Annotated in this window: 15 protein-coding genes; 13 read left to right on the top strand and 2 right to left on the bottom strand. The window is 63.5% G+C overall.

All coding sequences use genetic code 11. From position 1 onward, the window contains the following. Positions 1–147 precede the first annotated feature (147 nt). Both BMF35_RS05145 and BMF35_RS05140 read left to right on the top strand, forming a co-directional pair. On the top strand, positions 148–1,656 hold the full coding sequence (locus BMF35_RS05145; RefSeq protein WP_047007185.1) for a tryptophan halogenase family protein: 1,509 nt from the start codon (positions 148–150) through the stop codon (positions 1,654–1,656). Positions 1,657–1,740: 84 nt separating this feature from the next. After that, the gene (locus tag BMF35_RS05140) at positions 1,741–2,415 is read left to right on the top strand and encodes a response regulator transcription factor (protein ID WP_047007184.1); all 675 of its coding nucleotides are present in this window, start codon (positions 1,741–1,743) and stop codon (positions 2,413–2,415) included. Positions 2,416–2,490: 75 nt separating this feature from the next. Here the strand turns inward: BMF35_RS05140 and BMF35_RS05135 are convergent, their stop codons facing one another. Both BMF35_RS05135 and BMF35_RS05130 read right to left on the bottom strand, forming a co-directional pair. Continuing rightward, positions 2,491–5,190 (bottom strand): TonB-dependent receptor domain-containing protein, encoded by a 2,700-nt coding sequence (locus tag BMF35_RS05135; protein ID WP_047007183.1) that lies wholly within the window; start codon positions 5,188–5,190, stop codon positions 2,491–2,493. A gap of 121 nt (positions 5,191–5,311) precedes the next feature. Continuing rightward, entirely contained in the window at positions 5,312–6,892 is a 1,581-nt protein-coding gene (locus tag BMF35_RS05130; protein ID WP_047007182.1) for a hypothetical protein, read from the bottom strand. 234 nt (positions 6,893–7,126) lie between these two features. Here BMF35_RS05130 and BMF35_RS05125 point away from each other — a divergent pair, with 234 nt between their 5' ends. The 11 genes from BMF35_RS05125 to BMF35_RS05075 all read left to right on the top strand — a co-directional run bounded on the left by BMF35_RS05125 (position 7,127) and on the right by BMF35_RS05075 (position 19,301). After that, on the top strand, positions 7,127–7,492 hold the full coding sequence (locus tag BMF35_RS05125) for a tetratricopeptide repeat protein (protein WP_047007181.1): 366 nt from the start codon (positions 7,127–7,129) through the stop codon (positions 7,490–7,492). 180 nt (positions 7,493–7,672) lie between these two features. After that, positions 7,673–8,311: a lytic transglycosylase domain-containing protein gene (locus BMF35_RS05120; RefSeq protein ID WP_418202103.1), complete on the top strand. Its 639-nt coding sequence runs from the start codon at positions 7,673–7,675 to the stop codon at positions 8,309–8,311. A 2-nt stretch (positions 8,312–8,313) separates the two neighbouring features. Next, the gene (locus tag BMF35_RS05115) at positions 8,314–8,610 is read left to right on the top strand and encodes a TrbC/VirB2 family type IV secretion system protein (RefSeq protein WP_047007179.1); all 297 of its coding nucleotides are present in this window, start codon (positions 8,314–8,316) and stop codon (positions 8,608–8,610) included. 10 nt (positions 8,611–8,620) lie between these two features. Beyond that, entirely contained in the window at positions 8,621–8,902 is a 282-nt protein-coding gene (locus BMF35_RS05110; protein WP_047007178.1) for a VirB3 family type IV secretion system protein, read from the top strand. Between the two features lie 20 nt (positions 8,903–8,922). Beyond that, complete coding sequence (locus BMF35_RS05105) at positions 8,923–11,346, top strand: VirB4 family type IV secretion/conjugal transfer ATPase (RefSeq protein ID WP_047007177.1); 2,424 nt, start codon at positions 8,923–8,925, stop codon at positions 11,344–11,346. Further along, positions 11,343–12,533, top strand: coding sequence for a TrbL/VirB6 family protein (locus tag BMF35_RS05100; RefSeq protein ID WP_236781565.1), 1,191 nt, complete (start codon positions 11,343–11,345; stop codon positions 12,531–12,533). The genes BMF35_RS05105 and BMF35_RS05100 overlap by 4 nt, the downstream gene beginning before the upstream one ends. Beyond that, positions 12,530–13,321: a TrbG/VirB9 family P-type conjugative transfer protein gene (locus BMF35_RS05095; protein ID WP_047007176.1), complete on the top strand. Its 792-nt coding sequence runs from the start codon at positions 12,530–12,532 to the stop codon at positions 13,319–13,321. The genes BMF35_RS05100 and BMF35_RS05095 overlap by 4 nt, the downstream gene beginning before the upstream one ends. A gap of 13 nt (positions 13,322–13,334) precedes the next feature. Next, a complete protein-coding gene (locus BMF35_RS05090) occupies positions 13,335–14,486 on the top strand; it encodes a TrbI/VirB10 family protein (protein WP_236781564.1) in 1,152 nt (383 codons plus the stop codon). 46 nt (positions 14,487–14,532) lie between these two features. After that, positions 14,533–15,528, top strand: coding sequence for a P-type DNA transfer ATPase VirB11 (virB11, locus tag BMF35_RS05085; protein WP_236781587.1), 996 nt, complete (start codon positions 14,533–14,535; stop codon positions 15,526–15,528). 72 nt (positions 15,529–15,600) lie between these two features. Next, positions 15,601–17,811, top strand: coding sequence for an RNA degradosome polyphosphate kinase (locus tag BMF35_RS05080; protein WP_047007174.1), 2,211 nt, complete (start codon positions 15,601–15,603; stop codon positions 17,809–17,811). Further along, the gene (locus BMF35_RS05075) at positions 17,808–19,301 is read left to right on the top strand and encodes a Ppx/GppA family phosphatase (protein ID WP_047007173.1); all 1,494 of its coding nucleotides are present in this window, start codon (positions 17,808–17,810) and stop codon (positions 19,299–19,301) included. The genes BMF35_RS05080 and BMF35_RS05075 overlap by 4 nt, the downstream gene beginning before the upstream one ends. The last annotated feature ends 75 nt before the right edge of the window (positions 19,302–19,376 follow it).

The following is a 19,376-nucleotide window of genomic DNA, read 5'->3' as shown; positions in this document are numbered from 1 at the left end:
AATGAACGTTCACATTAGCGCCTGCGAAGTGTAACATTTTTGCAATCGTCGGTCGGGGGCGGCTTGTCAGGCTGGCCTTTGGTCGGGTTTTGCGCAGGGCCTCAAAGCCCGCTAGACGAGGCGCAATCGCATTCCGGGTGAGGCTTTATGGCAATCGATCGCATCGTAATCGTGGGTGGTGGCACGGCCGGCTGGATGGCGGCCGCAGCGCTGTCGCGCCTGAAAAAGAACCGCGAGCTTTCGATAACTCTCGTCGAATCCGAAGCGATCGGCACGGTCGGCGTGGGCGAGGCGACCATCCCGCCTTTCGTCGATTTCAACCAATTGCTGGAGATCGACGAGCGCGAAATGCTCGCTGCCTCGCAAGGCTCTTTCAAGCTGGGCATCCAGTTCGCCAATTGGGGCGCGCTGGGCGACAGCTACATCCACCCCTTCGGCAATTACGGCTACGAGCTGGGCAATATGTCGTTCCACCATGTCTGGCACTTCATGCAGCAGGCAGGCGACAATCGCCCGATCCAGGTCTTCAATGCCGAAACGATGGCCGCCTATTTCGGCAAGTTTGCGCGCACGCAGGAGATGCAGCGCGAGGACTTGCCGCCCATCAATTACGCCTACCATCTCGACGCGGGCCGTTATGCCGTCTTCCTGCGCCGATATGCCGAAGGCCGCGGCGTGGTGCGCAAGGAAGGGCGCATCGAAGACGTCAAGCTGGATGGCGAGAGCGGCGATGTGACCGGCGTGACGATCGATGACGGGACGCAGCTCGATGGCGATTTCTTCGTAGATTGTTCCGGCTTTCGCGGGCTGCTGATCGAGCAGGCTCTGCAAACCGGCTATGAGGAATGGACGCATTGGCTGCCCTGCAACCGCGCGGTCGCCCTGCCCTGCAATCGCGACGATGGCAGCCCGCCACCGCCCTTTACAAAGGCCACGGCGCATTCCGCCGGCTGGCAATGGCAGGTGCCGCTACAGCATCGCAACGGCAACGGGCATGTCTATTGCGATGCCTATATGTCGGCGGACGAGGCGACCGATATCCTGGTGGCCAACCTCGCCGGCAAACCGACGGCAGATCCGAACCATCTCCGTTTCGTAACCGGCAGGCGCAAGAAGTTCTGGAACCGCAATGTCGTGGCGCTGGGCCTTGCCGCCGGTTTTATGGAGCCGCTGGAATCGACCTCCATCCACCTCATCAATACGGGCCTTACGAAGCTGATCGCCGTGCTCTCGCTCGACGGCCCCACCGATGCGCAGCGCGACACGTTCAACCGCCTGACGCGCAAGGAATACGAGAAAATCCGCGATTTCCTGATCCTGCATTACCACGCCACGCGGCGGGACGATTCCGAGTTCTGGAATTACTGCCGCAACATGTCCGTGCCCGACAGCTTGACCGAGAAGATGGCACTGTTCCGCGAGACCGGGCAGATCTTCCGCGAGGAGGACGAGCTGTTTACCGAGACCAGCTGGGCGGCCGTGATGATGGGGCAGGGTATTTCCATGCAGGGCCACAACGCCATGGCCGAAACGCTCGACAAGGCCGCGACAAAGGCAGAGCTGGACGAGATCGAGAAGTCGATCCGCTTCCTTGTCCAGCACATGCCCGCTCATGGCGATTTCCTGGCAAAATACTGCCCGGCGCCCACCATGTAGAAAAGCGCGGAAAATCCTGCGCCCTGTCATGCCACGGTCATGGAACGGCGGCATCGAATGGCCTGACTATTCAGGGGCGTATCGATGGATCGCGTCAACATTTTTTCCAGCGATGCACGGGCGGCATCGTTCGACGATTTCACGCAAGGCGAAGCCGTGTTCTGCTTCCGCCCGCTGCATCCCGATGGCCCGCGCGCGCTGATCGACGGCAAGGCCTGGGCCTTCGTCGATTGGGTCATGCCGGATCTGTCGGGCCTTGAAATGGTACGGCGCCTCCGCACCGACCCTCGCACCAGCGATGCGCACATCACCATGGTGCTGGAAGAAGACGACATCGATGATCGCCGCCGCGCCCTGAAAGCCGGGGCGGACGATTATGCGGTTGGCCCGCTCGACAGGCAGACCATGCTCGACCGCGTGCTGGCGCGCTTCGCGCAAGGTGGCGCTTCCTCACCCGTCCCGGTGGTGCAGCGCGGCGATCTGACGATCAATATCGCGGGAGAGCAGGCGCGCTGGCAGGACCAACTGATTGCCCTGCGACCCAACGAGTTTCGCGTGCTGCGCTTCCTTGCCGAGAATGCCAATCGCGTATTCTCGCGGCAGGAACTGGTGGATGCGCTGGGCAAGGAGGGCGATCCCGAATATCTACGGACCGTGGATGTGTGGATCAAGCGCCTGCGACAAGGGCTGCGCGGCGCGGGCGCGGGTGACATTTTGCGCACCGTGCATGGCCGCGGATACGTGCTCGACCTCGCCTGAGAATTCCTACTGCTGAAAATAGAAAAGCGGCCCTTCACCCGGAAGTGAGAAGCCACTCTTCGGTATGCTCGCCAATCAGAACGTGACCGAAATCGATGCCGCCAGTTCGGTGCCGCGATCGAAAGTGTTGATCTCCGCGCGGTTGACGCCGTCGGTCTGGAATTCCTCGTTGCGCTGGCCGAAGATATTGCGCGCTTCCAGCTTGAATTCCATTTCCGTGCCGCCAAGCTCGAAGCCCTGCCGCGCGACGATATCGAAAGTGATACCCGGATCTTCCACGATGTCGGGAAGGCCGGATGTGCCGCGGCTGGTCACCCGCTCGCTGGCATAGGCCAGCAGGAACGTGATCTGCTGCAGCTGGTCGATATCTTCCAGCGTCACTTGGAAGTTCGCCAAATGATCGGATTGCCCTGTAAGCGGCACACCATCCTGGAACAGGTTGGATGCGGGCGTATCGCCGCCCGGGAAAAGGCGCGTGATATCGTCCGGCCCCACCGTGATTTCGGAATCGGTGTAGGTGTAATTGCCGATCAGCAGCAGGTCCTTTGTGGAGAAGAAGCCGCCGAGGCCCACAAGATCGAACGTATATTGCAGGTCTGCCTCGATACCCCACAGCGTTGCTTCCGGCGCATTGGCGAAGCTGGTGAGCTGCGCATTGTCGGAGAAGCTGGAAAACGCCTCGATCGGGTCTTCGATCTGCTTGTAAAAACCGGCGAGCGAGACCGAATTCTGCCCGCCGAAGTAATATTCGGCGCGCAGTTCGTAATTGGTCAGCTCGCTATCGACGAGGAACGGGTTGCCGTTGAACTGGCGGTTGGTTTCCGGGTCGAAATAGGTCTGGAAAATCAGCTCGCGGAATTGCGGGCGGGCCAAAGTGCGCGAGGCATGCGCGCGCAATTGCAGATCCTCGATCGGCTCGACGGTCAGCGTGGCTGCGGGCAGCCAGTAATCGTTCTCCAGATTCGTGGAGCTGGTCGAATTGAGCGGCGTGGCGAACACGTTCACCGGATCGACCGTCTGCACCGCATCTTCGTAACGCACGCCGACGTCCAGCTGCACGCCGAATATCGGCTCCCAATTGATCTTGCCGTAGCCGGCATGCACCGTCAGCCCGGCTTCGAAGGCCGGATCGCTCTGCGTGCTTTCGATAAGACCGATATCGTAGAAATCGATGATCGCATCGCCCAGCAGCAGGTCGGGGCGCAGATTGCCGATGGCATCGGGAAAGCTGGTGGGCGCGTTGAACAGGAACTCGCGGCGCTCCGAATAGCGTTCCGTATCGCTGTAGGCATAGCCGACCGTAGCGACCAAGCTGTCAAAGATCGGGTAGCTCACATCCACGCCGCCGGCATACAGCTCTTCCTGCAGGTCGGAGAAGACGACGGCGGCGTCACCGGTCTGCCGGTCGAGCACGTTGATAAAGGAATCGCTGAATTCGCCCTGTGCGTTGTCGCGCACATAGGTGAAGGTGTATTCAAACGGCGCTTCGCGATCGGTGCGGGCGTAGCCGCCGCGCAGGTCGATGCCCAGATCGCCGAATTCCAGCTCTGCCACCAGCTGCGAATTTATCAGCTGCCGCTCGAACCATGCGGTTTGCTGCTGCTGGATGCTGTCATCGTCCTGGAAATCCTCGCCCTGCGAAAGGCGCGCGAATTTCGACGTGTCGCGGATGAACACATTGGTCCAGCGGAAGCGGTGGTCTGCCACTTCAAGGCCAATGCCCAGAAGGCCGTTCACCAGCACGGAATTGTCGGTGACGAGGTCGTTGAAATCCGAATCCAGGGAGAAATCGGCAAGGATGGTCTGCGAGGTGATGTCGCGTGTGCGCCAGCTATTGCTGATCGAACCGGTCAGCACCACGCCAAGGCGACCGTCGGAAAAGATATCGGTCGATGTACCGGCGGTCAGCCCGGCGGACCAGTTTGCCGGGATGTCGCCGATCTTCTGCAACAGGATCAGGTTGGGATTGCCCAGCTGCTGGGCAATGGCTTCCTGCGTGATCGGCGCATCGTTGAAATTGCGCGATGCATCCTGCGGCACGTCGCTCATGCGCAGGCCGCTATCGAAGAAGGTCTGCAGCGCGGGTGGCGCGTCGCGCGTGCCATCGTCGAAGCCGAACCAGTCAAAGTCGGAGCCGTAATAGGCAAGGCCGTTATGGAAGGTCGTTTCGGTGTTGGCGCTGACGCCGGCACTGATCTCGATAAAGCTCTCATCGGGAATGGCGCGGGTGGTAAGGTTGATCACGCCGCCGCCAAATTCGCCCGGGAAATTGGCCGAATAGGTCTTCTGCACGAGGCTGGATGCGACCACGTTTGTCGGAAAGATGTCCAGCGGCACCACGCGGCTGAGCGGCTGCGGCGAGGGCAGCGGCAGGCCGTTCAGCAGCGCCAGCGAATAGCGATCGCCAAGGCCGCGCACGAAGACGAAGCCGTCGCCCTGAACGGAGAGGCCGGTTACGCGGCTCAGCGCCCCTGCAATGTCGCCCTCGCCTGTTCGCGCGATCTGTTCGGTCGAGAGCACGTTCACGACCTGCGTCGCGCTGCGCTCCGGATTGCGGTTGATGCGGCCGGTAACGATGATGTCGCCGCCGGGGATGGAAATGTCAGGCTGGTCCGGCTCGTCGTCACCCGGATCGACCGGATCATCCGATTGCGGTTCAGGCAAGTCCCGAACGGTCGGATCGCTATCGCCTGTATCCTGCGCCGCGGCGATGCCGGGAAAGGTGAGAGCGGTGGTGAGCAGGAGCAGCCCCGCCAGCTGCTTGCCAGTGTTCATGATCGCCTGATCCTTGTCATATCGTGCCCCGAGAATCGGGAAACGGACCCCCTCGGATCCGTGAAGAAGACATGGCGGGGCGTGGCTCTTCCCGAAGGAAAACCCCGCCCCGCCAGCGTTGTCAGTTGAAGACCGGGATGTCGGTGCAATCGCCGGTATTGTTGCCGAAGCTCACGGCTACGCTGTCGCAGGTCCAGCCCTGGGTCCAGTCGTCGTTCGAGGAGACGGCGCCAATGAAGCTCGTCGTGTCGAAGAAGCTGGACAGCGCGGTCGGATCGAAGATCGGCGTGTAGCCATCTTCGTTCGCGCCGTTCAGGTAGCCGTTCTGGATGGTGTTGGTGTATGCCTTGTTGTTGCCGGTACCGGCATCGAAGATCGCTTCGGCCTGCGCATCGGTGATACCGCCGCTGCCACCGCGGAAATTGGTCGTGCAGTCGAGCGCAACCGACTCAAAGCGCGGCGGGCCGACATCGTCGAGACCGGCATTTGCAGCGCGCACCGTTTCGTCGAGGTCGATACGGACACAGGGCGTGCCGGACGGTGATGCGTCGATCACCACACCGTTGGTCAGCGCATAGTCCGTGCCACCGCGAATACGGATGACCTGGTCGCTGTCGCGCCGCTGGATAAAGGTGAAGTTGCTGATCTGCGTGTTTTGGCGCGGAGTCTGGTCTTCGAGGCCGTTATTGGAGTCGGCTTCGATGATCGTGTCACCAGCAGCTGCGCGCTGGGCGGCGATCACATACTGCATGTTCGCCTTCACACCCGTATCAGTGTCGAGCGAATCGTCTTCGGCGCCGGCCACGATGAGGTGCGAAATGTCGACGAAGCCGCCGAAGAATTCGACACCGTCATCCGAGCTGTTGATCGACTGGATGTAGGAAAGGTCCGTGCCGCGGCCGGTGCCCCCCGTGGTCAGCGCCTGCAGCTCGTTATCGCCCGACAGGACAAAGCCCGAATAGCGGATCTGCACGTAGCTCATCGAGCCCGAGCTGTCGTCCGGATCGTTGCCGCCGAAGAAGGCCGGGGTCACCGCGCCTTCGACCTGGCGTTCGCAATCGACGGAGCCCGGGGTTGCGCCGGGGGCCACACAATCGGTGACGGGTGCGCGGCCGGAAAGAACCACACCGCCCCACTGGCCGGAAGAGTTGTCGTTGTTGAAACCGACAACGTTGTCACGGCTGGTGAAAATGATCGGCAGGTCTTCGGTGCCGTTGGCATTGATGGAATTGCCGCGCGTCACGTTCAGGAAGCCCGAGCCGCTTGAGTAGAGGATCACACCGGGTTCGATGGTCAGTTCGACATTGGTGTCGGTAAGCCCATCCGAAGCGTCGGCTGCGGGGCCGCCATCGGTGCCGATATTGGTTTCGCCCTGGATCAGGTAGAGCAGGCCGTCGAAGCGCGGCAGGGTGGAGGATACGTTCAGGCGCTGCGGCAGCTGGCAGACGCGCCACGTGCCTTCTGGCCCGGTGACGGTGCCGACATCGGCAAGGCCCTGCGCATCGGCAATGGTTGGGCAACCGCCAGCCGGCGTAACCGTACCCGTGCCGGAAGTCGGCGTGGGTGTCGGCGTCGGTGCAGCGGGCGGGTTGTTGATGATGACGTTGCCGCCGGTACCGGGCGAAGCAATCTCATCGGGTCCACACGCAGCGAGCGCCACGAGCGAGCAGCCAAGAACCAGTATACGGGAAAGTTTAGTCACGGCGAACGGTCCCCTCAATAAAACCGAGAATCAGATGATGCGAAAAGCATGTCGCGAGGGGCCTGCTAGAAGCGGCAGGTGACAGTTTGTTGGCTGTGTTACAGTTTGCAGACTTTCCACAGGCATAGGCCGCAGATCTGCGTCGATATTTCAGTTTTATGACAAAATGACAGTTTTGTTGCGGCGGTGTCGTACAGGCGGCATGATGCTCTTCACGATATCAGGAGAGTGCCGATGTTTTTTGCTGCAACCGCCGTGTCCCTGGCCCTTATGGCAGGCCAGATCAGCCCCACCGAAACGATGGTGGAGCAGCAGGCCGAAACGCGCGATGTCGCGTATGAAGAGCTGACGTCGGGAGAGGCGGCCAGCGCCATCGCGCTGCTCGAAGCGGCTCGCGTGGAGAATCCGTCCGATCCCGCCCTGCTGATCAATCTGGGCGCGGCCTATGCCGCCGCGGGTGAATATGCCCGCGCGGAAGAAGCCTACCGCGCCGCCATCGCCAGCAATGAGCGCTACGAGCTGGAGCTTGCGAATGGCGACTGGATCGATTCCCGACAGGCCGCGCGGCTGGCGCTTTTGTCGCTCGAAACGCGAAATTAACCTCATAGTCAGGCCGGACCGGTTAAATGGCGGTCCGGCTTCCGACATCTAGCGAAACAGCGAGACAGTCCGGAAGGCTCGGCTTTTCCGGGCCTTTTTTGCGTCAGGCAGCGCATTGCCGCGTTTGTCACGCCTGTGTCACTTGATGTAAGCATGTGGGCTGGACTGGAGGGTTTGTAAGTGATTCTGCGTTTCACCACGTCTGCAGCGGCCATAGCCATGGCCGCCATCTGCGCGCCTGCCGCGCAGGCCGATGTGTTGCAGATCGCTCCTTCCGGCGAGGCGCAATGGGTATCCGGCCCCTCTGCCGGCGCTGTTCCCGCAGCCGACGGCGTGGCGGTTCCGCTTGGCGATGTTCCTGCAGAAACGCAGGTGCTCATCCCTGTCGAGATCGTTGGCGACACGCAGGCCCATGCATCCACCGTGCCGCAGGCCTATGCGGCCTATGTCGCCCAGCTTGCCGTGGATTATGACCTCAGCCCCGCGCTGATCGAAGCGCTGGTGTGGCAGGAAAGCCGCTGGCGCGCCGATGCCATATCGCCAGCCGGTGCGCGCGGACTAGCCCAGCTGATGCCCGGCACGGCGCGCGACCTGGGCGTCGATCCCGACAATCCCTATGCCAATCTCGAAGGCGGCGCGCGGTATTTGCGCGCCCAGCTCGATCGCTTCGATGGCGATCTGGAGCTGGCGCTGGCCGCCTATAATGCCGGCCCCAACCGCGTCGCGCGGCTGGGCCGGGTCCCCGAAATCCGCGAAACGCAGGCCTATGTCGCTGCGATCATGGGCCGCCTTTCCGACCACTCCCGGAGTTCCGACTGACTATGACATTGTATTTCCGCTTGCTGGCGCTTGCCGCGCTGATGGTGCCCTCTGCCTCCCATGCGCAGGCCGCCGATCCGGCAGGCTCGGGCCCAATCAACAACGCGCTGACCTGGATGCAGAACACGCTGCTGGGCAGCGTGGCGACGGCCGTGGCCGTTATGGCCGTAGCCGCCGTCGGCTTCCTGATGCTGACCGGCCGGATGAACTGGCGTTTCGGCGCGACGGTGATCCTGGGCTGCTTCATCATCTTCGGTGCCGCTTCCATCGTGGCGGGCATTCAGGGCGCGGCAGGGTAGGACCGGCGCCATGCAACTCACCCGCTATCCCGTGCACCGCGCATTGACCCGCCCGCAGATGTTCGCCGGCGTGACGATGAACTTCTTCATCATCAACATGATGGTTTCGACCATCGCGTTCCTGATCCTGAAAAGCTGGTGGTTCGTGCCGATTGCACTGGCGATGCATACGGTGGGCTATCTCGCCAGCCTGCGCGAGCCGCGCATTTTCGACCTCTGGATCACCAAGGTCAGCACCTGCCCGCGGGTGAAGAATTACAGCCGCTGGGGCTGCAACAGTTACGCTGCCTGAGTGGCAGGGAGTATTTTCGCATGAGCACAAAATGGCTCGGACCGGCATCGTGGAGCGCGAAGGAAGCGCAGGCGGGTGATCGCCTGCCCTATGCGCGCCTGGTCGATTCCGATGTGCTCGAATTGCGCGACGGGTCGCTGATGGCCGCGTTGCAAGTGCCAGGCCTGCTGTTCGAGACCGAAGATACAGACGCGCTCAACGCCCATGCCGCCACGCGCGAGGTCATGCTGCGCTCCAACCTCGATGCGCGCTTCGTCCTCTATCACCATGTGATCCGCCGCCGCGTGAGCGTTGAGCTGGAAGCCCGCTTCGACGACCCGCTTTCGGCGCATATCGATCGGCGCTGGCAGGAAAAACTGTCCTCCGGCTCTCTCTTCGTGAACGACCAGTTCATCACGCTCATCCGTCGCCCTGCGCGCGGCAAGGCGGGGCTGGCAGAAAAGCTCGGCAAGAAGCTGCGGCGCGGCAGGCAGGATGACGGGGTCGACCCCAAGGACCTGCGTTCGCTGCGCGGCGCTTTGCAGGCGCTGGCTGCCGGCCTGACCGAATATGATGCACAGGTGCTTGGCGACTACACCGGGGCAACGGGCGCGGTGAACAACGAGCTGCTGGAGCTGCTATCGGCCATTTATAATGGCGAAATGCGCCCCGTGCGCCGCCCGGACGAGGACGTGGATGTCGGCAATATGCTGCCCTATCGCCGCGCCAGCTTCGGCCTCGATGCGATGGAGATGCGCGGCAGCGGCGGGGCCGATTACGCGGCGATCCTGAGCCTCAAGGATTATCCCGACACCACCAGCCCGGGCCTCCTCGATGCCATGTTGCGCATGCCGCACGAGATGATCGTGTGCGAAAGCTTTGCCCCGCAGGAACGCCAGACCGCGCGCGAGAAGATCGACCTTGCCATTCGCCGCCTGAAAAGCGCCGATGAAGACGCGCAGGCAGAGCGGGCGGACATGATGGCCGCGCGCGACGAGTTGGGCGCAGGCTCGGTCGGCTTTGGCGACCATCACCTCACCGTGTTGGTGCGCGAAAGCAGCCTGCCGCGTCTGGACGATGCCAGCGCCGCCGTGGCGGCCAGCCTTGCCGATACCGGCGCGATCGCCGTGCGCGAGGATACCAACCTCGAACCTGCCTTCTGGGGCCAGTTCCCGGGCAATGAGCAATATCTCGTGCGCCGCGCGATGATTTCCACCGCGAACATGGCAAGCTTCGGCAGCCTTCACGGCATGGCGCTGGGGCAGGCTGAGGGCAATCATTGGGGCGAGGCGGTCACGCTGCTGCAGACGACCAGCTCCACGCCGTTCTTCTTCAATTTCCACCATGGCGATCTTGGCAATTTCTCGGTCATCGGGCCGAGCGGTTCGGGCAAGACGGTGGTGATGAATTTCCTCGCCGCGCAGGCGCAGAAGTTCAAGCCGCGCACTATCCTGTTCGACAAGGATCGCGGCGCGGAACTGTTCATTCGCGGTATCGGCGGCACTTATGACCGCATTCGTTCGGGCGAGCCGACCGGGTTCAATCCGCTTGCCCTGCCCGATACGCCCGCCAATCGCGGCTTCCTGCGCGACTGGCTTTCCGTGATGCTGCAAGCCGACGGGCCGGAGGAAAGCGCGACCATCGCAGCGGCTGTCGATGCCGCCTATTCCAACGATCCGTCGCTGCGCCGCCTGCGCTATTTCAAGGAACTGGTGAGTGGCGCCAGGCGTCCGCAAGCCGGCGATCTGGCCGACCGTCTTTCGGCATGGATCGACGATGGCGAGCATGGCTGGCTGTTCGATAACAAAACCGACCGGCTGGACCTTTCGACCCGTGTGATGGGCTTCGACATGACGGCGCTGCTGGAAAATCCCAAGCTGCGCACGCCGGTGATGATGTATCTCTTCCATCGCATCGACGAGCGGCTGGATGGCCAGCCCACCATGGTGCTGATCGACGAGGGCTGGAAAGCGCTGGATGACGAGGTTTTCGCCGCGCGCATTCGCGACTGGCTGAAGACGCTGCGAAAACGCAACGCACTGGTCGGTTTCGCCACGCAAAGTGCGCGCGATGCGCTCGATAGCCGGATATCCACCGCGCTGGTGGAGCAGACGGCCACCATGGTCTTCATGCCCAATGCCCGCGCCCGCGCAGAGGATTATTGCGAAGGCTTCGGCCTGACAGAGCACGAGCTCTCGCTCATCAAGAGCCTGCCCGCGCATAGTCGCTGCTTCCTCGTGCGCCAGCCCGATGCCAGCGTCGTCGTCCGGCTTGACCTGTCGGGCGCGCCCGAAGTGCTGACGGTGCTGTCGGGTCGCGAAAGCAGCGTGCGCCGGCTGGACCTCCTGCGTGAAGCCGTGGGCGACGACCCCTCGCAGTGGTATCCCGCGCTCACCAATCGCCCCTGGCCCGAAGCCGATGGCAGCGAGCCTGCCGACGGCCTCAACCGGGAGGCCGCAGAGTGACGAACGCTTCCGCCGCCTGTGCAGCTGCCATGCAGGATGTGGGTGCCGGTATCGGCGCCTCGCTGCGCGCGGTCGACTGCGCGGCGAGCGAAATGGCGCAGGCTGCGTTCAACCGCCTGTTTACCGCCGACGGCGCCTTTGGTCCCGCGCTCACCATCCTGCTGACGCTGTGGATCGCTTTCCTCGGTTTCGGCCTGCTGACCGGACGCCTGCGCCTCGGCCTCTCCAGCCTCACACCGCGCATGCTGACGCTGGTGCTGGTCATCACCTTCGCAACCAGCTGGGTGGCCTTCCAGGCCGTATTCTGGAACCTCGCGGTCGGCGCTCCGGACGAGATCGCCAATGTGCTGATGGGCACGGATGGTTCCGCCACCATCGTCTTCGCCGACAAGCTCGATATCGTCATGCTCTCGCTGATGGAAGCATCGGGCGGAGAGGCAATGGAGAACGACACGTCGCTCTTCTCGCCTCCGGGCCTGCTGTGGAGCGGCGGCACGATGCTGCTGCTGGGCACGGTTGGCATCCTTGCCACCTGCAAGATCGCGCTGGCGATCCTGATGGGCCTCGGTCCGATTTTCATCGTGATGGCGCTGTTCAACCCGACGCGCGGTGTGTTTGTGGGCTGGCTCAAAGGCGTCGTGCTGATGGCGCTGGCGCCGCTCTTCGCGGTGCTGGGTGGCTCGCTGATGCTGGAACTGGCCGTGCCCGTTCTCTCCAGCCTTGCCGGATCGAATGGCGAGATCGATGTGCGACCTGCCATGGCGTTTTTCATGATCGGCGCGGTCCATCTGGCGCTGATGTTCATGGTGCTGAAGGTCACCACCACCATGGTGAGCGGCTGGACGGTCTTCGGCTTCGCGCCCAATGCCGCAGCCGATGCAGGCGGTGCCGACATGGGGGGTCGCGGCCAGCAGGTCCCGCCTGCGACGCAAACCATCGCCAACACCACCGCGCAGGATCGCGCCGCGCAAACCGCGTCGGCAGCCGGATCGCGCGACATCCGCGTGGCGGCAGCCGCGCCTGTCGCAGCCAACGACACCGGCGGCAGCACGACGCGCGAGACACGCATCATTCAGGGTGGCACTGCCACTTCGGGCCAGGGAGGCTCGTCCACCACTTCGCGCGCACGCGGCATAGGGAGCCGCTTCAAGTCCGCGCCCAAACGCTCTACGGAGAACGCATCATGATCCGCGCACTGGTCGCCGCGGGCCTTTTGGCTTCGATCACCCTTGCCGGCCCTGCCGCCGCGCAGGACCCGCGCCTTGTCGAACGGCTTTACGATCCGGGCGAGGTGGTGCGCATCGAGGGGCGCACGAACGTGCAGTCCACCATCCGCTTCGGTGAGGGCGAGGCTATCGAGAACGTCGCCGTGGGTGACAGCCAGAGCTGGCAGATCACCCCCAACCGGCGCGCCAACCTGCTGTTCGTCAAACCGCTGGCACCGCGCGCGACGACGAACATGACCGTGGTCACCAATCGCCACACCTATCTCTTCGATCTCGTCGCCAGCCCCAGCCATCGCACTCCGCTTTACGTGCTGACATTTACTTACCCGGTGGAGTTGCGACCACTGGAGGAAGACGATGGCCCAGCGCTTGCTTCCGCTTATGCCGAAGGGCCGAACGCGCTGGAACTGGCCGCCGCCAATGACGACTATGCCGTGGTCGATCCCACTTCGCTGAATTTCGATTGGGAGAGCAGCGGCACCAGCGGCCTGTGGCCGGAACGCATCTATGACGATGGCAGCGCCACCTTCATGGAATGGCCCGCCGGACAGCCAATGCCTGCCATACTGGTGAAAGATCACCAGGGTACCGAAGGCCCGGTCAACTTCGCCGTGCGCGGCGATGTGATCGTGCTGGATGTGGTGCCCAGCGAAATCATCCTGCGTTCGGGCGAGGATGTCGCGCTATTGACCAACCGGGGCCCCGTGGGCGCGGTCAATGCCGACGGCACATCGCAGAGCGACGGATAAAGGAGACAGGCACATGAAACTTGCAATGCGTCTTCCCGAAAAATCAAGCGGGGTCGCGAATGATGGCGATCCGCGCGATAGCGAGACGACCGAAGTCATCGACTTCGCCAGTCGCAATTCCTACCCTGCCGTCGCCAACCGCAATGGCAGCCGCGACGCGCTGGGCCTTGCTGCCGGAGTGGCATTCGTTGCCCTGCTTGGCGCGGCGACGCTCTGGGGCCTGAATGCGGGCGATTCGGCAGAAGAAGCAGCGAGTGCCGATGCCGTGGCAGCCGTACCGGCGCCCGTTCCGCAACCGGTCGGCATGTCGCCCACCGATGGCCTGCCCAGCGCCAATGCCGGTGTTCCGGTCAATGTCGATGCGCCGACCACCGCGCCCGCGCTGGCACGCGCGCCAGATACGATGTCTATCGCGGCGCCGGGTCAGAACCCCTATTCCTCGCCGACGCTTGTCTTCGATGGCGGCGTGGCGCCGTCTGCGGCGGCTGCCAATGCCGCTGCAGCCGAGGCTGCCGCCGCGATTGCGCCCGAAGGGTCTGTCGTGCCCGGTGGCGGCGCGGCGGGCGACTTCGCCTCGCGCATTGGCGGCGTGGGCGGCGGCCCTGCCGTGGCCATGCAGAATGTGAACCCGACCACGACGGTGACGCAGGGCACGATGATCCCGGCGATCCTCGAGACCGCGATCAACACCGATGTGCCCGGTTTCGTGCGCGCGGTCGTCAGCCAGGATGTGCGCAGCCACGATGGCAGCCGCGTGCTCATCCCGCGCTCCAGCCGCCTTGTCGGGCAGTACCAGTCCGGCCTGCAGGCGGGCCAACGCCGCGCCTATGTCATCTGGCAAAGCGTGATCCGCCCCGATGGTGTGACCGTGCAATTGCAAAGTCCGGCAACCGGTTTCGACGGGACGGCGGGCCTTGAAGGCGATGTCGACAACCACTTCTTCAGCCGTTTCGGCTCGGCGATGCTGCTGTCCGTCATCGGCGGGTTGAGCACGGTCGCCAGCGGCGGTGCAGGCATCATCCTCGGCGGCGGGCAAAGCGCGGCGAATACCGCCCTGCAGCAGGACGGGCAGCGCCCGCCGACCATTCGCGTAGGCATGGGCGAACCCATCCGCGTCTATACTGCACGCCATCTCGATTTCAGCCGCGCTCCGCAGGTCCGCTAAGGCTGTGAGCGCCGAGATCCACCAGCTTGGCGGCGAGGAAGCATCGCTGACCCCGCCACCGGAAGATGCGCCGCAGCTTCCGGCAGGCTCTGTGTATCTCGACGCATACCTCGCCCCGTTCCGCCGCTGGCTGGACCGCGACACGGTCACCGAAATCCTCGTCAACAAGCCGGGCGAAATCTGGATCGAGGATGCGGCGACGCCCGGAATGCAGCGCGTGGCGATTGCCGAAATCGACGACAAGCTGGTGCAGCGCCTCGCCGAACAGGTCGCGCGCATCAGCCACCAGGGCATCAACCGCGAGCATCCGCTGCTGGGCGCGACGCTGCCGGACGGCGCGCGCATCCAGTTTTGCGGGCCGCCGGCCACGCGCAAGCACTGGGCCATGGCCATCCGCCGCCATCGCCGCCTCGACCTGCCGCTCGATGCTTACGATTCCGGACCGCTGAAACAGGATAGCGAGGCCGACATGCCCGATCCGGTGCAGCAGCCTATCGCTTTCCTGCGTGCCGCCATCCAGGCGAAGAAGACGATCCTGATTTCCGGCGGTACCAGTACCGGCAAGACCACCTTCTTGAACGCGATGCTGGGCGAGATTCCGCGCGATGAGCGCGTCGTGCTGGTTGAAGATACGCCGGAGCTGAAATTTCCCGGCGCGAACGCCGTCGGCCTCGTCGCTGTGAAGGGCGAACTTGGCGAAGCGAAGGTCACTGCAAACGAATTGCTGCAATCGGCCCTGCGCCTGCGGCCCGACCGGATCGTGCTTGGCGAATTGCGCGGTGCGGAGAGCGTATCCTTCCTGCGCGCTATCAACACCGGGCACCCGGGCAGCTTCTCGACCGTGCATGCCAATTCGCTGCGCGGAGCGTTGGAGCAATTGTCGCTCATGGTCATGCAGACCGGCATCGGCCTTAGCCGCGCCGACACCATCGCCTATGCGGGCAGCGTGATCGACGTGATTGTCCAATTGAAACGCTCTGACGGCAAACGCGGCATCGCGGCCATCGCGAAGGCAAGCGAACTGGTCGAAGCCTGGAACTGACCGGCGGACCTTGCGCTGAAAAGCCATACGCGCCAAACGGTGCGCGCGCAGCACTAGGAAGCAGGCCAGCACATGAGCACAGTCCCCGCCAATGACGTCTCGGACGCGGACGGGCTGCCTGATGCGAACCTGCCGCATGAGAGCCTTCCTGCTGGCGAGCTGTATTTCAACCGCGAACTGAGCTGGCTGTCCTTTAACGAGCGCGTGCTGGCCGAAGCCAATCGCGCTTCCTATCCGTTGCTTGAACGGCTGCGCTTCCTCTCCATCGCCGGCAGCAATCTCGACGAATTCATGATGATCCGCGTCGCGGGCCTTGTCGGCCAGGTGCGCAGCGATGTGGGCGAAATGTCCATCGACGGGCGCACGCCAAAGCAGCAGCTTGCCGCGATTACCGAGAAGTTCCGCGAGCTTGAGGAATTGCAGCAGACCACTTTCACCGACCTGCGCCCGCTGCTGGAGGCTGAAGGAATCCACATCAAGGGTGAGGACCGGATCGAGGGTGAGGCCGAAGCTTGGCTGCGGCAGTATTTCATCGATCACATCATCCCGGTCATCACCCCGCAGGCGATCGATCCGGCGCACCCCTTCCCCTTCGTCGCCAATCTTGGCCTGGGTGCGCTGTTCAACCTGACGCGCGAGGCCGATGGCAGCGAGCTGGTGGAAATGGTGCTGATCCCCAGCGCCCTTCCGCGCTTCATCCGCATCCCGGGCGAAGAGGCGATTTACGTCGCTATCGAGCGCGTTGTGGTGCGTTATGCCGAGCTGCTCTTTCCCGGTTTCGCCATATCGGGCGACGGCGTGTTCCGCGTGCTGCGCGACAGCGATATCGAGATCGAGGAAGAGGCCGAAGATCTGGTGCGCTATTTCCGCAGCGCGATCCAGCGGCGTCGTCGCGGGCAGGTGATTCTGCTGGAAATCGATGCCGATTTCGATGCCGCGGGCGAGGAATTGCTGCGCGACAAGCTGGAACTGGAACAGGCCTTCGTCACCAAGACCGAGGGAATGCTCGGCATTACCAGCCTCGCCGAGGTGGTCAGCGAAGATCGGCAGGACCTGAAGTTTACCGCCTTCTCGCCGCGCTACCCCGAACGCGTGATGGAGCATGATGGCGATGCCTTCGCCGCCATCCGCGAGAAGGACATGGTTGTCCATCACCCCTATGAAAGCTTCGAAGTGGTGGTCGACTTCCTGAGGCAGGCGGCGGACGATCCGGCGGTCGTCTCGATAAAGCAGGCGCTCTATCGCGCCGGCCAGCAATCGCCCGTCGTCAATGCGCTGGTCCGCGCCGCAGAGAACGGCAAGTCTGTCACCGCTGTCGTCGAGCTGAAAGCCCGGTTCGACGAGGAGCAGAACCTCAAATGGGCCGCCGAGCTCGAGCGGGCGGGCGTGCAGGTGATCTACGGTTTCGTGGACTGGAAGACCCACGCAAAGATCAGCATGGTCACCCGCCAGGAGGATGGCGGCTATCGCACCTACTGCCATTTCGGCACGGGCAATTATCACCCCGTCACCACGAAGATCTACACCGATCTCAGCTATTTCACCGCCGACCCGGCCTTCGGGCGCGATGCGGCGAAGCTATTCAACTTCATCACCGGCTATGTCGCCCCGCAAGCGATGGAAAAGCTGGCCATCTCGCCGCTCAACTTGCTGGAAACGCTGCTTGAGCGGATCGATGCCGAGATCGCCTTTGCCCGCGAAGGCAAGCCCGCCACCATCTGGATGAAGATGAACCAGATCACCGAGAAACGCGTGATCGACAAGCTCTACGAGGCGAGTCAGGCGGGCGTGCAGATCGTACTGGTGGTGCGTGGCATTTGCTGCCTGCGTCCCGGCGTGCCGGGCCTTTCCGACAACATCACGGTCAAATCGATCATCGGCCGGTTCCTCGAACACAGCCGCATCTACGCGTTCGGCAATGGAGAGGCGCTGCCGAGCGACAAGGCCAAGGTCTATATTTCCAGCGCCGATGCCATGGACCGCAATCTCTATCGCCGGGTGGAAACGCTGGTGCCGATCGATAACGACACCGTGCAGGACCAGGTTCTGGAGCAGGTCCTGCTCGCCAATTTGCTCGATACCGAGCAGAGCTGGCTGCTGGATGGCGAAACCGGCGAGTATGAGCGGGTGGAGCCGGATGATGCGGAGATTGCCGAAGGAGAGGAGCCTGCGGGCTTCAACTGTCACCGCTATTTCATGGTCAACCCGTCGCTTTCGGGGCGTGGAGAGGCGCTGAAGGAAGACCGCGTGCCCAATCTCACGCTGCGGAAGGGTTCCGCTTGAAGCCCGGCTTTTCGGTCACCCGCACGCGCCCTGCCGACCGCGCCGAGCGGGCCGTGATCGATATCGGGTCGAATACGGTGCGCCTCGTCGTCTACTCCGCCCCCTCGCGCGCGCCCACGATCTGGCTGAACGAGAAGGTGACGGCGCGCTTGGGCCGCGACCTCGCCACGACCGGTCGCATCCCGCAGGAAGCGATCGATATCGCCATGCGCGGGCTTCGGCGCTTCAAATACATCCTCAAGGATCTGGAGATCAGCGATGTGCGCACCGTGGCGACCGCCGCTGCGCGCGATGCGGAAAATGCGGAGGAGTTCGTCGCCATGGTGCGCGAACTCGGGCTCGATATCGAGGTGCTTTCCGGCGAGCAGGAAGCGATCACCTCCGCCCATGGCGTGATCGGCGCATTTCCGAATACGGAAGGCGTGGTGGCCGATATGGGCGGCGGCAGCCTCGAGCTTGTGGCGATTGCCGACAATGCCTGCTCCCACGGCGTGAGCCTGCCGCTCGGCACTTTGCGCCTGCCGGCCCTGCGCGCCAAGGGCATCGACGCGTTCGAAGATGCAGTGCGAGCGGAATTGCAGGCGGCCGACTGGGCGGAGGCGCATCCCGGCCCGCTTTACCTCGTCGGCGGGACATGGCGGGCGCTGGCAGCCTACGCAATGCACAAGACCGGCTACCCGCTCACCGATCCGCATGCTTTCTGCCTCACCGTCGAGGAGGCCGACCAGTTCGCCGCACAATTGACAGACGCCGATCCGGAGGCGCTATCGAACATAGCCGGCATTACCGAGAGCCGCGCGGCGGGCCTTCCCGATGCGGCGGCCATGCTGCGCCCGGTGCTCGAAACCCTGAGGCCGGACGGCGTGGTGTTTTCATCCTGGGGCATTCGCGAAGGGCTGCTCTATCGCGATCTGTCGAAACCTGCGGGGCAGCTCGATCCGCTGCTGACGGCGGTCGCCCATTTCACCGAGCCGCGCGGCGGGCCGCAGACCCACGCGACGCGCATCGCCGGCTGGACGTCGGATGTTACACGCGGCCTCGCTTCGGGGCGGGGCAATGAACGGTTGCGGTTGGCGGCGACGATGCTGGGGATGGCCCAGTGGCGGCTTGAGCCGAATATGCGCCTCAAACATTCGGTCGACTGGGCGCTCGACAAGCGCTGGCTGGGGCTGGACCATCGTGGCCGCGTCATGATCGCCGCCGCACTGCGCGGGGCGCACGGCAAACCCGAAATCGTCGAGGCACATCTGCCGCTGGCAAGTGAGCAGGATCTGCACGCGGCATCTGCATGGGGCCTTGCATTCCGTCTGTGCCGGCGCGTTGGCGCGGGCTCGCGCGTGTCGCTTCTCTCCAGCAAGCTGACACGCGAGGGGGATACGCTGCGCCTCTGGATCGAACCGGGACGCTCGCAGCTCCTGTCCGAGCAGGTTGAGACCGACCTTGCAAAACTCGCCGCGTGGCTGGGATGCGAGGCGATTGTCGAAGCCTGAGGCGGGCTGTGCCTCTTCACCCGCGAAGGATTTTGTGACACGCAGCGCAAGCGCTTGCGGCGGATGGCTTTGCAA

This window comes from Aurantiacibacter gangjinensis, assembly GCF_001886695.1.
Lineage (GTDB): Bacteria > Pseudomonadota > Alphaproteobacteria > Sphingomonadales > Sphingomonadaceae > Alteraurantiacibacter > Alteraurantiacibacter gangjinensis.
Note: the sequence above shows the minus strand (reverse complement) of the source record. Positions and strands in the feature narration are given on the sequence as shown.

Coding starts and splice junctions, on each gene's coding strand:
- BMF35_RS05105 (WP_047007177.1), top strand. CDS start 8,923: ATGAGCACAAAATGGCTCGGACCGGCATCGTGGAGCGCGAAGGAAGCG.
- BMF35_RS05135 (WP_047007183.1), bottom strand. CDS start 5,190: ATGAACACTGGCAAGCAGCTGGCGGGGCTGCTCCTGCTCACCACCGCT.
- BMF35_RS05080 (WP_047007174.1), top strand. CDS start 15,601: ATGAGCACAGTCCCCGCCAATGACGTCTCGGACGCGGACGGGCTGCCT.
- BMF35_RS05095 (WP_047007176.1), top strand. CDS start 12,530: ATGATCCGCGCACTGGTCGCCGCGGGCCTTTTGGCTTCGATCACCCTT.
- BMF35_RS05140 (WP_047007184.1), top strand. CDS start 1,741: ATGGATCGCGTCAACATTTTTTCCAGCGATGCACGGGCGGCATCGTTC.
- BMF35_RS05115 (WP_047007179.1), top strand. CDS start 8,314: ATGACATTGTATTTCCGCTTGCTGGCGCTTGCCGCGCTGATGGTGCCC.
- BMF35_RS05145 (WP_047007185.1), top strand. CDS start 148: ATGGCAATCGATCGCATCGTAATCGTGGGTGGTGGCACGGCCGGCTGG.
- BMF35_RS05090 (WP_236781564.1), top strand. CDS start 13,335: ATGAAACTTGCAATGCGTCTTCCCGAAAAATCAAGCGGGGTCGCGAAT.
- BMF35_RS05125 (WP_047007181.1), top strand. CDS start 7,127: ATGTTTTTTGCTGCAACCGCCGTGTCCCTGGCCCTTATGGCAGGCCAG.
- BMF35_RS05110 (WP_047007178.1), top strand. CDS start 8,621: ATGCAACTCACCCGCTATCCCGTGCACCGCGCATTGACCCGCCCGCAG.